11 protein-coding genes, 2 tRNA genes and 1 pseudogene are annotated in these 14,668 nt (G+C 71.4%); 11 read left to right on the top strand and 3 right to left on the bottom strand.

Annotated elements, in window-relative coordinates; translation table 11 throughout:
* Positions 1 to 51: 51 nt before the first annotated feature.
* From gnd to ABD644_RS17335, 4 genes are all read left to right on the top strand, one after another.
* Complete coding sequence (gene gnd, locus ABD644_RS17320; protein ID WP_344690248.1) at positions 52 to 984, top strand: phosphogluconate dehydrogenase (NAD(+)-dependent, decarboxylating); 933 nt, start codon at positions 52 to 54, stop codon at positions 982 to 984.
* 100 nt (positions 985 to 1,084) lie between these two features.
* The gene (recF, locus tag ABD644_RS17325; protein ID WP_344690249.1) at positions 1,085 to 2,251 is read left to right on the top strand and encodes a DNA replication/repair protein RecF; all 1,167 of its coding nucleotides are present in this window, start codon (positions 1,085 to 1,087) and stop codon (positions 2,249 to 2,251) included.
* Entirely contained in the window at positions 2,248 to 2,748 is a 501-nt protein-coding gene (locus ABD644_RS17330; protein WP_344690250.1) for a DciA family protein, read from the top strand. Before recF ends, ABD644_RS17330 begins: the two co-directional genes overlap by 4 nt.
* Before the next feature lie 13 nt (positions 2,749 to 2,761).
* Positions 2,762 to 3,679, top strand: coding sequence for a hypothetical protein (locus tag ABD644_RS17335; RefSeq protein ID WP_344690251.1), 918 nt, complete (start codon positions 2,762 to 2,764; stop codon positions 3,677 to 3,679).
* Positions 3,680 to 3,710: 31 nt separating this feature from the next.
* On the opposite strand, the gene ABD644_RS17340 is transcribed toward ABD644_RS17335, so the two are convergent.
* Positions 3,711 to 5,210: an SDR family oxidoreductase gene (locus tag ABD644_RS17340; protein WP_344690252.1), complete on the bottom strand. Its 1,500-nt coding sequence runs from the start codon at positions 5,208 to 5,210 to the stop codon at positions 3,711 to 3,713.
* 98 nt (positions 5,211 to 5,308) lie between these two features.
* Between ABD644_RS17340 and ABD644_RS17345 the strand changes: the two genes are divergently transcribed.
* From ABD644_RS17345 to ABD644_RS17375, 7 genes are all read left to right on the top strand, one after another.
* On the top strand, positions 5,309 to 6,736 hold the full coding sequence (locus tag ABD644_RS17345) for an APC family permease (protein ID WP_344690253.1): 1,428 nt from the start codon (positions 5,309 to 5,311) through the stop codon (positions 6,734 to 6,736).
* Positions 6,737 to 7,002: 266 nt separating this feature from the next.
* Positions 7,003 to 9,048 carry a DNA topoisomerase (ATP-hydrolyzing) subunit B gene (gene gyrB / locus ABD644_RS17350; RefSeq protein ID WP_344690254.1) on the top strand — a complete coding sequence of 682 codons (2,046 nt, stop codon included), beginning with the start codon at positions 7,003 to 7,005 and terminating at the stop codon, positions 9,046 to 9,048.
* A 92-nt stretch (positions 9,049 to 9,140) separates the two neighbouring features.
* The gene (gene gyrA / locus ABD644_RS17355) at positions 9,141 to 11,609 is read left to right on the top strand and encodes a DNA gyrase subunit A (RefSeq protein WP_344690255.1); all 2,469 of its coding nucleotides are present in this window, start codon (positions 9,141 to 9,143) and stop codon (positions 11,607 to 11,609) included.
* A 102-nt stretch (positions 11,610 to 11,711) separates the two neighbouring features.
* Positions 11,712 to 12,377, top strand: coding sequence for a DUF3566 domain-containing protein (locus tag ABD644_RS17360; protein WP_344690256.1), 666 nt, complete (start codon positions 11,712 to 11,714; stop codon positions 12,375 to 12,377).
* A 132-nt stretch (positions 12,378 to 12,509) separates the two neighbouring features.
* A tRNA-Ile gene (locus ABD644_RS17365) sits at positions 12,510 to 12,583 on the top strand.
* Positions 12,584 to 12,632: 49 nt separating this feature from the next.
* Positions 12,633 to 12,776 carry a DLW-39 family protein gene (locus ABD644_RS17370; protein WP_344690257.1) on the top strand — a complete coding sequence of 48 codons (144 nt, stop codon included), beginning with the start codon at positions 12,633 to 12,635 and terminating at the stop codon, positions 12,774 to 12,776.
* 37 nt (positions 12,777 to 12,813) lie between these two features.
* A tRNA-Ala gene (locus ABD644_RS17375) sits at positions 12,814 to 12,886 on the top strand.
* A gap of 205 nt (positions 12,887 to 13,091) precedes the next feature.
* On the opposite strand, the pseudogene ABD644_RS17380 reads toward ABD644_RS17375, so the two are convergent.
* Both ABD644_RS17380 and ABD644_RS17385 read right to left on the bottom strand, forming a co-directional pair.
* Positions 13,092 to 14,039, bottom strand: a pseudogene (locus ABD644_RS17380) (tyrosine-type recombinase/integrase); the annotation flags it as partial.
* A gap of 167 nt (positions 14,040 to 14,206) precedes the next feature.
* Positions 14,207 to 14,419 (bottom strand): helix-turn-helix transcriptional regulator, encoded by a 213-nt coding sequence (locus tag ABD644_RS17385; protein ID WP_344690258.1) that lies wholly within the window; start codon positions 14,417 to 14,419, stop codon positions 14,207 to 14,209.
* Between the last annotated feature and the right edge of the window lie 249 nt (positions 14,420 to 14,668).

Consider the following 14,668-nt stretch of genomic DNA (forward strand, 5'->3'; position numbering starts at 1 on the left):
GCCAGCACGATGAAGTACCGATTCCGGGATCCGCTGAGAGGGGACGACGTCGTGCAGCTGGGGATGGTCGGTCTGGGCAAGATGGGCGGCAACATGGCCGAGCGGCTGCGCCGCGCCGGTCACGAGGTCGTGGGGTACGACCGGTCGTCACCGAAGCGCGACGTCGACAGCCTGCCGGGCCTGGTCGAGGCGCTCTCGGCACCGCGCGTGGTGTGGGTGATGGTCCCCTCCGGCGAGCCGACCCGGGCGACGGTCAAGGAGCTCAGCGAGCTGCTCAGCCCCGGCGACGTCGTCATCGAGGGCGGCAACTCGAAGTACACCGACGACCAGGTGCACGACGTGCTGTTCCGCGAGAAGGGGCTGGGTTACATCGACGCCGGCGTCTCCGGCGGTGTGTGGGGCCTGGAGAACGGCTACGCGCTCATGGTCGGCGGTAGCACCGACGACGTCGCCAAGGTCCAGCCGATCTTCGACGCGCTCAAGCCACCGGCGCCGCAGGACGAGTCCGGCCAGGAGATGCCCGGGGCAGGCTTCGTGCACGCCGGTCCGGTCGGTGCCGGGCACTTCAGCAAGATGGTCCACAACGGCATCGAGTACGCGATGATGCAGGCCTACGGCGAGGGCTACGAACTGCTCGCCGCGGTCGACCTGATCGAGGACGTCCCCGGCGTCGTCGCCTCCTGGACGCAGGGCACGGTCATCCGCTCGTGGCTGCTGGACCTCCTGGTGCGGGCCCTCGACGAGGACCCGACGCTCGAGAAGATCCGCGGCTACGCCGAGGACTCCGGCGAGGGGCGGTGGACCGTCGAGCAGGCCATCGAGAACGCCGTGCCGATGCCGACGATCGCGGCGTCGCTGTTCGCCCGCTTCTCCTCGCGGCAGGACGACTCGCCGACCATGAAGGCGGTCGCCGCGCTGCGCAACCAGTTCGGCGGGCACGCCGTCCAGGCGGTGCGGGCGCAGGAGGCCGAGAAGCCGGCGTGAATGGAAGGACCCCCCTGCCCCCCACCACTCGCAGGCTCGCGGCGGGACCCTGCAGGGGGGCCGCTCCAGCACGTCACCGCGGGATGCTCGCGTCGTGTACGTGAGGCACCTCCAGCTCGGGTCGTTCCGCAGCTGGGAACGGGTCGACCTCGCCCTGCGCCCGGGGCCGACGGTGTTCGTCGGACGCAACGGCGAGGGCAAGACGAACCTGGTCGAGGCGGTCGGCTACCTGGCCACCATGGGCAGCCACCGCGTCTCGTCTGACGCGCCGATGGTGCGCCACGGCGACGCGCAGGCGGTGATCCGCGCGGCGCTGCGCCGGGGGGACCGCGAGCTGCTCGTCGAGCTCGAGATCAACCCCGGGCGGGCCAACCGCGTCCGGGTCAACCGTGCTCCCCTCCCCCGTCCCCGGGAGCTGCTCGGCCTGGTCCGCACCGTGCTGTTCGCTCCGGAGGACCTCGCCCTCGTGCGGGGCGATCCGACGGAGCGTCGCCGGTTCCTCGACGAGCTCCTCGTCACCCGGACACCGCGGCTGGCCGGCGTGCGCGCCGACTACGACCGCGTGCTCAAGCAGCGCAACGCCCTGCTCAAGACCGCCCGCATGGCGCGCGGCAAGGCCATCGAGACCCTCGACGTCTGGGACGGCCACCTCACCGACCTCGGCGGGCAGCTGCTGGCCGCGCGGCTCCAGCTGGTCGCCGACCTGGGCCCGCACATGGCGCGCGCCTACGCCGACGTGGCCGGAGCGGACGCCGTCCCCGCGGCGCTGGGCTACTCCTCGACCGTGCCGGCGGCCGGTGACGGGACGCCGATCGGTCCGGCGACCCCGATCCCGCCGGCGGCCGAGCTCACCGCCGCGATGCGGGAGCGGGTCGCCGAGCGCCGTGGCGACGAACTGGACCGCGGCGTCACCCTGGTCGGCCCCCACCGCGACGACCTGGTGATCCACCTCGGCCCGGCGCCCGCGAAGGGCTTCGCCAGCCACGGCGAGTCGTGGTCCCTGGCGCTGGCGCTGAAACTGGCCACCTTCGCTCTCTTGAGGGCCGAGGGCGAGGACCCCATCCTGATCCTGGACGACGTCTTCGCGACCCTCGACTCCGAGCGGCGTGCGGCCCTGGCGTCCGTGGCTCGTTCGGCGGAGCAGACGCTCATCACCGCCGCCGTGCTCGAGGACGTGCCGGCCGAGTTGCGCGGCGCCCGGGTCCAGGTGGGCGACGGCGCGGTGACGGTGCTCGAGGAGATCGGTGACGGGGTGGAGGACGCGTGAGCGACGAGCGGCCGGCCCGACCCAGCGACATCGCCCGTGCCGCTCTGGAGGCCGCGCGGGCCGCCTCGGCCGCGCGCCCGCAGCCGACCCGGCGACGGATCGCGGGGCCGCGGCGAACCTGGACCGGCCCGCGCCCCGGCGCCGACGACCCGCAGCCGCTGGGGCGGCTGGTCGACTCGCTCGTCACCGAGCAGGACTGGTCGCGGCACACCCGGGTGGGCTCGGTGTTCGGACGGTGGGACGCGCTCGTCGGTCCCGAGATCGCCTCGCACTGCCGGCCGCAGACCCTCACCGAGGGCGAGCTGCTGGTGGTGGCCGAGTCCACGGCGTGGGCCACCCAGCTGCGGCTGCTGGCCCCGTCGATCCTCGGCAAGCTGCGCGCGCAGGTCGGCGGGGACGTCGTGACCCGGTTGCGCGTTGTCGGACCGACGGCCCCCAGCTGGAAGAAGGGCCCGCGCTCGGTGCGCGGCCGGGGGCCCCGCGACACCTACGGATAGGACGATCGAACCGATGAGCACCCCCCGCGACCGGGACCCCTTCGACGACCGCCCCGACGACGGCAGCAACTGGCAGGAGCCGCCCCACCTCGGGGACGGCGGCAACGGCCCGGCGGACGACGCCGAGCCCAACTTCGCCGATCGCCGCCGGACCCCCCGGGACGAGGACCCGAACGCCGACCGCGACGCCTGGCAGCCGCCCGGCTGGGACCTGCCGGCGACCGACCCCGCCCGCGACCGTCCTGCGCCGGATCGGCCCGCGGGGCCGGACACCGAGCAACCGCCGGCCGGCGGTGGCCTGTTCGGAGGTCGTCGGCGGGTGCGGGAGCCCGGGGAGGTCGAGAAGGTCTTCGCCTACCAGGGCGACCTGGTCGGGGCCCAGGCATGGGCGGTGCAGCGGGGCTGGACGGTGTCCGACGGCACCGGGCCGGGCGACGGCCCGCTGGCCGACCTCGTCGCGTCGGCCCCGATGATGCGGCTGGGCAAGGACTCCCGTCCGGCCGGTGTGATGCGGGGGCGGGCCGGCGCGCTCGAACTGGTGGCTTTCGACGTCGTCTACGCCTCCGGGCGGTACATCGTCCCGCAGTATGCGGTCACCGCTGCGCCGATGCTGGGCACGGTCCCCACGTTCCGGCTCTCCCCGGCCCGGTTCTGGAAGCACCGGACCGGCGGCCTGCTCCAGCTGCCCAGCGGGAACGAGGCCTTCGACCTGCGCTGGGTGCTGCTGGTGGCCGAGGACTCGCCCCGGCTCCAGCGCCTCGCGCAGGACTCGGCGGTGCAGAGCCTGCTGCTGGGCACCGACGACGGCGACGAGTTCTGGTCCGCGGCCGGCCACGTCGCCGCCGTCCGGCCCGACGGGCACCGCCCCGAGCTGCTCGAGCACCACGCCCGGCTGCTCACGGCGATCGTGGCGGCCCTCGGCGTCGGCTGACCTCCCCGCAGGTGAGGCAGGGCGCCACGGCTCAGGCGACGGCGCGTTCGGCCGCGCGCGTGATGCCGCGGACCATGCCGCCGAAGACGATGCCGTGGAAGGCCGCGACCGCCCACCAGTACAGGTGGCCGGCCAGGCCGTGGGGGGCGAACGTGGCTCGCTGCCGCAGCACGCTGCCGCCGTCGGGCGCGTGTTCCACGTGGAACTCGAGCCACGCGAGGCCGGGCACCCGCATCTCGGCGCGCAGCCGCAGCAACCGGCCCTCCTCGCGCTCCTCGACCCGCCAGAAGTCCAGGGCGTCCCCGACGTAGAGCCGGCGCGGGTCCCGCCGGCCGCGGCGCAGACCCACGCCGCCGACGAGCCTGTCCAGGGCACCGCGCACCCGCCACGCCAGCGGGAACGAGTACCAGCCGGTCTCCCCGCCGATCCCCTCGACGACCTGCCACATCGCCGACGCCGATGCGGGGCTCCGGCGGACCCGCTCGTCCACGTACAGGCTGCCGCCGGCCCAGTCGGGGTCGGTGGGCAGCGGGTCCGAGGGCGCGCCCGGTACCGAGGCCGACGCCCACCGGGTGGTGACGGCGGAGTCGCGGACACGCTGGACGGCGAGACCCACCGCCTCGTCGAACCCGAGCAGGCCGCCCGGGGGATCGGGGACGTACTCGGCGATGTCGTGCTCGCGGCAGACGACGGTGTTGCGCAGCGACTCCACCAGCGGCCGCGCGATCCCGGCCGGGACCGGCGTGATCAGCCCGACCCAGTGGCTCGACAGCGACGGCGAGAAGAGCGGGACGGGCAGGATCCGGCGCCGCGGCAGGCCGGCGACGGCGGCGTACCGCTGCATCATCTCGGCGTAGTTCATGACGTCGGGACCGCCGATGTCGAAGCATCGGCTCACCGACGACGGCAGCGTCGCGCAGCCGACGAGGTAGCGCAGCACGTCGCGGACGGCGATCGGCTGGATCCGGCTGTGCACCCACCGCGGGGTCACCATCACCGGTAGCCGCTCGGTCAGGTACCGCAGCATCTCGAACGACGCCGACCCAGACCCGAGGACCACCGCGGCCCGCAGGACGGCGGTCGGCACCCCGGACGCGAGCAGGATTTCCGCGACCTCGATGCGTGACCGCAGGTGCGGCGAGAGCTCCTCGCCCTCCGGCTCGAGCGCACCGAGGTAGACCAGGCGGCCGACCCCGGCCTCCCGCGCCGCGCGGGCCATGACCTCGGCCGTGTGCCGATCGGTCGCCTCGAACTCCGGGCCGCTACCGAGCGCGTGGATCAGGTAGTAGACGACGTCGACGCCGGCGCAGGCCGTCGCGACCTGGTCGGCGTCCCCTGCGTCGGCGCGGACGATCTCGACACGGGAGGCCCACGGGTGGTCCCGCAGCCGCTCGGGGGACCGGGTCATCACCCGCACCCGGTGGCCGGCGTCCAGCAGCTCGGGCACCAGCCGCCCACCGATGTACCCGGTCGCTCCGGTGACGAGGCAGGTCAGGGGCCGGGTCAGCGGTGTGGTCTCGGCCGAGGGCATGGGCCGAGTGTCCGCCGCGCAGCCCGCGTCGCGCTCGCGTCACCGGAAGATCACGTCCGAGTCGACAGCGCCGCGGGCAGCGAAGAGCATCCATCACCATGGCGAGCGCAGCGCACATCGAGCAGGACAGCGACCGAGGCGGTCAGCCCAGCCTGAAGCGGGTGATGGGGCCGGGTCTGCTGCTGCTCTTCATCGTCGGCGACGTCCTGGGCACCGGCATCTACGCCCTGACCGGCACGGTCGCGGCCGAGGTGGGCGGCGTGGTCTGGCTGCCCTTCCTCATCGCGTTCCTGGTCGCGCTGATCACCGCGTTCAGCTACCTGGAGCTGGTCACCAAGTACCCGCAGGCCGCCGGGGCCGCGCTCTACACGCACAAGGCCTTCGGCATCCACTTCCTGACGTTCCTCGTCGCCTTCGCGGTCATGAGCTCCGGCATCACCTCGGCGTCGACCGCCGCCCGTGCGTTCAGCGCCAACGCCGCCGCCGTGCTCGACGTCGACCTCGGCGAGGGCATCGGCATCACGCTGATCGGCCTGGGCTTCATGACCCTCGTCGCGCTGGTCAACGTCCGCGGTGTCGGCGAGAGCGTGAAGGCCAACGTCGTGCTGACGTGCGTCGAGCTGTCGGGGCTGCTGATCATCATCGGGATCGGCGTGTGGGCACTGGGCATCGGCGAGGGCGACTTCTCGCGGGTCACGGAGTTCGACACCGGCGACAAGTCGGTGCTCACCGGCGTCATCGCCGCCACCGGCCTGGCGTTCTTCGCGATGGTCGGCTTCGAGGACTCGGTGAACATGGCCGAGGAGACCAAGGAGCCGCGGCGGATCTTCCCGAAGGTCCTGCTGCTGGGCCTGGGCATCACCGGCCTGATCTACGTCCTGGTCTCGATCTCGGCCATCGCGCTGGTGCCCGCCGACCAGCTGAGCGAGGGCGAGACCCCGCTGCTGCAGGTGGTCGAAGCAGGTGCCCCGGCGTTCCCGCTCGGCCTGTTCGGGGTCATCACGATGTTCGCGGTCGCCAACACCGCCCTGATCAACATGCTCATGGCCAGCCGGCTGGTCTACGGCCTCGGGCGGGAAGGTGTCCTGCCGCCCGTGCTCGGCCGGGTGCATGCCCGTCGCCGGACGCCGGTGACCGCGATCCTGTTCACCACCGCGCTCGCCTTCGGCCTCGTCACCTTCGTCGGCGCCGTGCCCGACCTCGGCGGCACGACCGCGCTGCTGCTGCTGATGGTCTTCGCCGTCGTGAACGTCGCCGTCCTGGTCCTGCGGCGGAGGCCGGCGGACGAGGGGCACTTCCGCACGCCGACCGTCCTGCCTGTCGTCGGGGCGCTCGCCTGTGCGTACCTGGCCACCCCGTTCGCCGGCCGGCCCGCCGTCCAGTACCAGATCGCCGGCGTCCTGCTGGGCGTCGGCGTCGTCCTGTGGGGGGTGACGGTGCTGCTGAACCGGCGGACGGGGCGCGATGCGGCGGAGTTCGACCCCGCCGCGCTCAGTGGTGACGACCCGCAGCAGCACCGCGACTAGGCGTCACCGGAGGCCGTCGGCCCAGGCGGTCCATTGGCGGCGTGTCGAACCCGGGGCCAGCACCGGTGGTGGGCGACGCGCTCCGAGAGGCGCAGACACGACGTCAGGGCGTGGACGGCGGCATTCCTGTCAGTGGACCCGGTATCCTGGACAACAGAAACCGCCAGCAACCGGCCCAGCGCCGTTCTGCGCCCCTCGAGGCGCATTGCGCTCACTCTCCCTGATCGGGAGAGTCGCGTGCCGGTTGCGCGAAAGGAAGGCCCCACGTGGTCGCTCGACCGAAGACCGACGCCCCGGCTGAGAACGCCTACTCCGGTAGCTCCATCACCGTTCTCGAGGGTCTCGAGGCGGTCCGCAAGCGGCCCGGTATGTACATCGGTTCCACCGGTGAGCGCGGCCTGCACCACATGGTGTGGGAGGTCGTCGACAACTCCGTCGACGAGGCGCTGGCCGGCCACTGCGACACGGTCCGGGTCACCCTGCTGGCCGACGGCGGCGTGCGGGTCGAGGACAACGGCCGTGGCATCCCGGTCGACATGCACCCGGTGGAGAAGCGACCGACCGTCGAGGTCGTCATGACGATCCTGCACGCGGGTGGCAAGTTCGACGGCAAGAGCTACGCGGTCTCCGGCGGTCTGCACGGTGTCGGTGTCACCGTCGTCAACGCGCTGTCGAAGCAGCTCGACGTCCGCATCTGGCGCGACGGCACCGAGTGGCACCAGCACTACGACCTGGCCAAGCCCGGCGCGCTGGAGAAGGTCGGCCCGACGAAGAAGCGTGGCACCCAGATCACCTTCTGGGCCGACGGCGACATCTTCGAGACGACGCACTACTCGTTCGACACGATCAGCCGTCGGCTGCAGGAGATGGCCTTCCTCAACAAGGGACTGACCATCGTCCTGCGCGACGAGCGGCCGGGTCAGGGCAAGGCCGAGACCGGCCTGGCCGACGAGATCTCCGTCGCCGAGGCCGCACCCGAGGCCGGCACGGAGGACGCGGCCTTCGAGGCCACGGAGATCACCTACCGGTACGACGGCGGTCTCGAGGACTACGTCAAGCACATCAACGCCAAGAAGTCCCCGATCCACAAGTCGGTCATCGGCTTCGGCGCCGAGGGCCTGGGCAAGAACGACATGCGCATGTCGGTCGACGTGGCGATGCAGTGGTCCGACGCCTACTCCGAGTCGGTCTACACGTTCGCCAACACGATCAACACGCACGAGGGCGGCACTCACGAGGAGGGCTTCCGTGCGGCGCTGACCTCGATCGTCAACCGGTACGCCACCGAGAAGAAGCTGCTCAAGGAGAAGGACGAGAAGCTCACCGGTGAGGACATCCGCGAGGGTCTCGCGGCGATCGTCTCGGTGAAGCTCGGCGACCCGCAGTTCGAGGGCCAGACGAAGACCAAGCTGGGCAACACCGAGGTCAAGGGCTTCGTGCAGCGGGTCTGCAACGAGCAGATCACCCACTGGTTCGAGGCCAACCCGACCGAGGCGAAGACGATCATCGTCAAGGCGTCGTCGGCGGCCCGCGCGCGGCGCGCGGCGCAGGACGCCCGCAAGCTGGCCCGCAAGAACCTGCTCTCGAACAACTCCCTGCCGGGCAAGCTCGCCGACTGCCGCTCGACCGACCCGCGCAACTCCGAGGTCTACATCGTCGAGGGCGATTCGGCCGGCGGCTCGGCCAAGTCCGGCCGCGACTCGATGTTCCAGGCGATCCTGCCGATCCGCGGCAAGATCATCAACGTCGAGAAGGCGCGCATCGACCGGGTCCTCAAGAACAACGAGGTCCAGTCGATGATCACCGCGTTCGGCACCGGCATCCACGACGAGTTCGACCTCTCGAAGCTCCGGTATCACAAGATCATCCTGATGGCCGACGCCGACGTCGACGGGCAGCACATCCGCACGCTGCTGCTGACGCTGCTGTTCCGCTTCATGCGTCCGCTGGTCGAGGCCGGTCACGTCTACCTCGCCCAGCCGCCGCTGTACAAGATCAAGTGGGGCGGCAAGCACGGCGACGAGTACGTCTACACCGACCGCGAGAAGGAGGCCGTGCTCCGCGCGGCCGCCGAGTCCGGCCGCAAGGTGAAGGACGACGCGATCCAGCGGTTCAAGGGGCTCGGCGAGATGAACGCCAAGGAGCTGTGGGAGACGACCATGGATCCCGAGACGCGCATCCTGCTGCAGGTCACCCTCGAGGACGCCGCGACCGCCGACGAGCTGTTCAGCATCCTCATGGGCGAGGACGTCGAAGCCCGCCGCAGCTTCATCACCCGCAACGCCAAGGACGTGCGGTTCCTGGACGTCTAGCGGTCGGCGCGGATCACCCCGCGACCCGCCGACAGCGTCCTTGACCTGCGACTTTGTCCACTGCTGTGCACCGACCTGTGGAGACCTGAACCGTGACCGAGACCCCGCCCCGCGACCGCATCGAGCCGGTCGACCTCCAGCAGGAGATGCAGCGCAGCTACATCGACTACGCGATGTCGGTCATCGTCGGCCGCGCCCTGCCCGAGGTCCGTGACGGCCTCAAGCCGGTGCACCGTCGCGTGCTGTACGCGATGTACGACCAGGGCTTCCGCCCCGACCGCAGCTACGTGAAGTGCGCGCGCGTCGTCGGTGAGGTCATGGGTAACTACCACCCGCACGGCGACTCGGCGATCTACGACGCCCTCGTGCGGCTGGCCCAGCCCTGGTCGATGCGCTACCCGCTGATCGACGGGCAGGGCAACTTCGGTTCCCCCGGAAATGACCCGGCAGCCGCGATGCGCTACACGGAAGCGCGGCTGACCCCGCTGGCCATGGAGATGCTGGCCAACATCGACGAGGAGACCGTCGACTTCCAGCCCAACTACGACGGCAAGAACCAGGAGCCGCTGGTCCTGCCGGGGCGCATCCCCAACCTGCTGATCAACGGCTCGGCCGGCATCGCCGTCGGCATGGCCACCAACATGCCGCCGCACAACCTGCGCGAGGTGGCCGCCGCCGTCTTCTGGATGCTCGATCACCCCGACGCCGAGCCCGAGGAAGCCCTCACCGCGTGCATGGAGCGGGTCAAGGGCCCCGACTTCCCGACCCACGGGCTCATCGTCGGCCGCGAGGGCATCGAGGACGCGTACCGGACCGGCCGCGGCTCGGTGAAGATGCGGGCCGTCGTCACGGTCGAGGAGGACGCGCGCAACCGCGTGCAGCTCGTCGTCACCGAGCTGCCCTACCAGGTCAACCCGGACAACCTGGCCGAGGCGATCGCCGAGGCGGTCAAGGACGGCCGGCTGCAGGGCATCAGCGAGATCGCCGACGAGTCCAGCGACCGCGTGGGCCGCCGCCTGGTCATCACGCTGCGCCGTGACGCCGTCGCCAAGGTCGTGCTGAACAACCTCTACAAGCACACCCAGCTGCAGACGACGTTCGGCTGCAACATGCTCTCGATCGTCGACGGCGTCCCGCGGACGCTGCGGCTCGACGAGCTCGTCCGCCTGTACGTGAACCACCAGATCGAGGTCATCCAGCGCCGGACCCGCTACCGGCTGCGCAAGGCCGAGGAGCGCGCGCACATCCTGCGCGGCCTGGCCAAGGCCCTCGACCAGCTCGACGCGGTCATCGCCCTCATCCGCAACAGCGAGTCGGCCGACGCCGCCCGCGGCGGCCTGATGGATCTCCTCGACATCGACGAGATCCAGGCGACCGCGATCCTCGACATGCAGCTGCGCCGGCTGGCCGCCCTCGAGCGGCAGCGGATCCTCGACGAGCTCGCCGAGCTCGAGGCGCGCATCGCCGACCTGCAGGCCATCCTCGACTCCCCCGAGCGGCAGCGGCAGATCATCCACGACGAGCTGGCCGAGATCGTCGAGAAGTACGGCGACGACCGCCGCACGCAGTTCGTGGCCAATGACGGCGACGTGTCGATCGAGGACCTCATCGCGGAGGAGGAGGTCGTCGTCACCATCACCCGCACCGGGTACGCGAAGCGGACCAAGAGCGACCTCTACCGCTCGCAGCGCCGCGGCGGCAAGGGCGTGATGGGGGCCGCTCTCAAGCAGGACGACATCGTCGACCACTTCTTCGTGGGTTCGACCCACGACTGGATCCTGTTCTTCACGAACAAGGGTCGGGTCTACCGGTCCAAGGCCTACGAGCTGCCCGAGGCCAACCGCACCGCCCGGGGCCAGCACGTGGCGAACATCCTGGCCTTCCAGCCGGACGAGAAGATCGCCCAGGTCATGCAGATCAAGGACTACGCGGTCGCCCCGTACCTGGCGCTGGCCACCGCGCGTGGCCAGGTGAAGAAGACCCGGCTGACCGACTTCGACTCCCCGCGCCAGGGCGGCGTGATCGCGATCAACCTGCGCGAGGGCGACGAGCTGGTCGGGGCCGTGCTCATCGACCAGGACCAGGACCTGCTCCTGGTCACCCGCAAGGCGATGTCGATCCGGTTCACCGCCGACGACACGGCGCTGCGGCCGATGGGGCGGGCCACCGAGGGCGTCCGCGGCATCTCGCTGTCCGACGACGACCGGCTGCTGTCGATGATGGTCGTGCAGGAGGGCGTGGACGTCCTGGTCGCCACCGAGCGCGGCTTCGCCAAGCGGACCGGCATCGAGAACTACCCGAACCAGGGCCGCGGCGGCAAGGGCGTGCTCACCGCCGACCCCAAGGCGCGGAAGGGGGCGCTGGTCGGGGCGCTGGCGGTGACCCTCGGCGACGAGCTCTACGCCATCACCTCCGGCGGCGGTGTGATCCGCACCCCGGTCAACGGGGTGCGGCACAACAAGGACCGCGCCACGATGGGTGTCAAGCTCATGAACTTGCCGGAGGACGTGAGCATCGTGGCAATCGCCCGTACCACGGACAACGACGAGCCCGCGGCCTAGTCTGGGTCCCAGATCCGACCGGCTCGGGGCTGCCGCCACCAGCGGAAACCCGAGCCCGGTCTCGAGCGAGCGGCCGGCGCCGCTGGGGAACGGGAGACACGCATGAGCGACCGGACGCAGGGTTCGGTGCGCACGGGATCCCGGGGCGACGACGGTTCCGAGCCGCAGGACGCCTCGGCGGGCCAGCCCCTCCCGGCCTCGTCGACGCAGTCCATCCCCGGCGCCAGCACCCCGCGGTCCCAGGGCACCGGCTCGGTGCCCGCCCAGTCCGCCGGGGCCGGCTCGCCGGCGGGTGAGACGGCGATCGTCGGGTCGTTCCCTGCCGACGGGCCCTCCGGTGGGGCGCCCGCGGCGGTCAAGTCGGACAAGAAGGGCGCGGACAAGGGCCGGTCCCGCGGCCGCGGCCCGCGCCGCGCCCGGCTGCAGCTGCGGCACATCGACACCTGGTCGGCGCTGAAGATCTCGCTGGTTCTGTCGATCGCCCTGTTCTTCATCTGGATGGTCGCGGTCGGCGTGCTCTACGGCGTCCTCAACGCACTGGGCGTCTTCGACACGCTCAACGACCTGTTCGGCCAGGTCGGCAGCGTCTCCGGCTCCGAGTCCACCGGCGACGTCATCACCCCGGGCGTCGTGTTCGGCGGCGCGGCCGTCATCGGCGCGATCAACATCGTGCTGCTGACCGCGCTGTGCACCGTCGGCACGTTCATCTACAACCTGTGCTCCGACCTGGTCGGCGGCCTGGAGATCACACTGTCCGAGCGGGACTAGGTGATCTGTCGTCCTCCGGACGACACCGCGGCCACGTGCCGTCCCCCGTTGCGTGGAGCCCCAGCGTCGTCCCTGCGCGGACCCCCTCCGGGGGCCCACTCGGGTCGACCGGTAGCATTGCGAATGGTTCACGGGCCTGTAGCTCAGACGGTTAGAGCGCATCCCTGATAAGGATGAGGCCGGAGGTTCAAGTCCTCCCAGGCCCACCCGTGTGCCGGAGCCTCCGGCGCCGACCAGCCCCAGGAGGTACTCCGCGTGCTGAAGAAACTGGCGCTGGTCGCGGTCGCGGCAGGCGCGCTGGCCGCGCTCCGCAAGCGGGCCGGCGGCAAGGCCGAGGCCGATCTCTGGCACGAGGCCACCCGCGGTCCGAACGCGGTCAGCACCCCGACCGCGCGCTGATCCCGCCCGCCGCCGCGGCGGTTCGGGCATCAGCTCAGGGGACGTAGCTCAATTGGCAGAGCACCGCCTTTGCAAGGCGGGGGTTAGGGGTTCGATTCCCCTCGTCTCCACTCCTCTGACCTGCGGATTCACCTCCGTCGGGGGCTCTGGCGAGCCCTCCGACGGGGTCTCAGTCCGCAAAAAGTCCGCAACTCGTCCGCGGGATGCGGCCCGCAGCGTGTCCAGCCGGTCGGCCACGTCGTCCAGGTCGTCGTCGAACAGGTCGGCGTAGCGGTCCAGGGTCATAGCCGCCGATGCGTGCCCGAGCATCCGCTGGACCGCCTTGACGTTGGCGCCGGCCTTGATCGCCAGCGAGGCCGCGGTGTGCCGGAGTTCGTGCGGCGTGAGCCCGGACTCTCCGATGGCCTGTGCCGCGGCGTCGAACCAGGCGGACCGGGCATTGCGGTTTCGCAGCACCGCGCCCTGCGGCGAGGGGAAGGCCAGCTCGTCGGCGGGGCGGGTCACCACCGTGCGGGCCAGCTCGTCGACCAGGAACCGCGGCAGCGGCACCGAGCGGCGGCCGTGAGTCTTGGGGGTGCCCCACACCAGGCGGGAGCCGTCGACCTCGGTAACGGCCTCCTCAACGAGCACCCGCCGGCGCAGCAGGTCGAAGTGCCGCACCCGCAGCGCAGCCAGTTCCGACCAGCGCAGCCCGCAGTAGCCCAGAACCAGGACCGCGACCCGGCCGGGCCCGGCGGCGTCGGCGAGTGCCTCGAGCTGCTCAGCGGTCAGGTACCGACGGCGCTTCTCCTGCATCGGGGGGAGGGCCACGCCCAGCGCGGGGTTGACCGCCAGGCGCCGGTCGCGCACAGCGAGGCCGAGAATGCCGGACAGGACGCCCTGCGCCTTGCGGACCGAGGCCCCGGCCAGCCCCCGGTCGGAGAGCTCGGAGAGCCAGGCCTGCACGTCGCCGTGGGTCACCCGGATCAGCGCGACGTTCCCCCAGCGCGGCAGGACGTGGGTCTTGAGGACGTCGGCGTAGCGGGCCCGGCTGGTGGGCTTGAGGTTGATCTTCCCGGCGAGCCAGACGGGCGCAAGCTCGCCCACGGTCGTCCTGGCCCGCTTGGGGTCGACGTAGGTGCCCGTCTGCACGGCCGCGGTGACCTCGTCGAGCCATCGCTGGGCGTCGACCTTGCGCTTGAAGTGGCGGGCGTGTTCCTTACCGTGTTCGTCGCGGTACCGCGGCCGGTACGTGCCGTCAGGTCTGCGTGCGATCGAGGCCATCACTAACCACCTTCATCTACGAGCCCGGGGCCGACCTGCGCAGCCGGGAGCTCCAGTTCTCACGCGCTCATCTCGTGCGCCAGCGTGCCGCCGGCAGTCGTCGTCCGGTGAATCCACAACGTTCTGTGAATTGCCGTCTGGGCTGGGGATCCGCAGCTCGCTGCCGTTTACCGGTCGCTGGTGACCTGTCCCTGTTGGGCGTCGATCCAGCCGCGGACGTCGGCGGAGCGATAGAGGACGCGGCGGCCGAGGCGGAAGCTGCGTGGGCCGGTGCCCAGATGACGCCAGTACCGGAGGGTGGCGACGGGAGCGCGGAGGAGTTCGGCGGCCTCCGTGATGGTGAGCAGCTCGGGCTCGCGGCGGGCGGGATCGTCGGACATGGCTGGCTCCGGTGGGCTCGGATGGGCGGTGCTCCGTCATGGGAGAAGGCGCCATTTGGGTGCGATTGGTGACAGCCGACCACCGATGGCTCCAGAAAATCTCCAGTTCTCATCCTGTTGCTGGTGTCCGGACTCGCGCTGCCCCGGTGGAGGCGGCCCTGTTCATCGACCGATGCCCGGCGCGGCGCCTCCACGGGTGAGGGGTGGTCCCCAACGCTCCGCCTCGGGCCGGGAGACGCTCGGTACCGG

The organism is Blastococcus jejuensis (genome assembly GCF_039534705.1).
GTDB classification, from domain to species: Bacteria; Actinomycetota; Actinomycetes; order Mycobacteriales; family Geodermatophilaceae; genus Blastococcus_B; species Blastococcus_B jejuensis.